Annotated in this window: 1 tRNA gene and 1 rRNA gene; both read left to right on the top strand. The window is 36.9% G+C overall.

Going from position 1 to position 1,033, the window contains the following annotated elements:
• Positions 1 to 9: 9 nt before the first annotated feature.
• Positions 10 to 125: ribosomal RNA gene (rrf, locus tag EBQ12_RS19180) — 5S ribosomal RNA — on the top strand.
• A 782-nt stretch (positions 126 to 907) separates the two neighbouring features.
• Positions 908 to 983, top strand: a tRNA-Val gene (locus tag EBQ12_RS19175).
• Positions 984 to 1,033 lie beyond the last annotated feature (50 nt).

Here is a 1,033-nt window from a genome sequence, read left to right as displayed (position 1 = left end):
TCCATCAGGTTTGGTGGCGATAGCGAAGAGGTCACACCCGTTCCCATACCGAACACGGAAGTTAAGCTCTTCAGCGCCGATGGTAGTTGGGGGTTTCCCCCTGTGAGAGTAGGACGCCGCCAAGCTTTTCAAAGGATCAGTTCCAGTCGGAACTGGTCTTTTTTGTGTTTCAATAAATGATATATCTATTTATATTGAAAATAGTGGTCTTTCACTACATTCTCAATAACTCATTCATTTCATCCCCTTCACTGGAATTCTAGACATTCTATAATATTCTTATCATCTAATCTCGTCGCTCGCTCATCTTGCTAAGAGTCAACATCGAACGAGTAAACATGTCTAAGAAGGATCTTCTCCTCTGGCAACCATATGTAGCGAACTGCGCTTGCTGCTAGATCATTGAAACCTACATAAGAGAGCAAAGGGCATCTTGGTTTGCTAATGAGAGAGGGGAGGAAGATTTGAGTTAAGCACCACAATGTTTGATGAGGCAAGGGAACATTGAGACGAATTTTTGGAAAATGACCAGGATCAATTTAATATAAAGCAAATTTACAAAATGGTTTCTCGGAAAAATAAAATAATAAAAAAATTCGTTTCTATATGCACGTTATCTGAGGATTTAAGGAATAAAACAAACATTTTTCAGCTTTAAAAGAGCTGTTTTTACATTGAAAAAGCGCTATTAATCCCCTTTTTAACAAAAAAACATAAAAAAATGAAAAAAAGACTTTTAAAATGAAGAGACAAGTGGTAAACTTCTTTAGGTGCCTTAACGAAAAGATGTGAAAAAATAGCTTTAAAATAAATTCAAAAATTATTTTAAAAAAGTCTTTACAAACAATATCTTATCGTTATATAATACTATTTGTCAGATCGAGAGACATTCGAAACGACATAATATGGAGGATTAGCTCAGCTGGGAGAGCATCTGCCTTACAAGCAGAGGGTCGGCGGTTCGAGCCCGTCATCCTCCACCATATTTATTCTTACATAATGTTAGGATAGATAAAGCCGGTGTAGCTCAACT

Origin of the sequence: Bacillus sp. 2B09 (genome assembly GCF_003946835.1) — a bacterium.
GTDB lineage: Bacteria > Bacillota > Bacilli > Bacillales > Bacillaceae > Bacillus > Bacillus altitudinis.
Note: the sequence above shows the minus strand (reverse complement) of the source record. Positions and strands in the feature narration are given on the sequence as shown.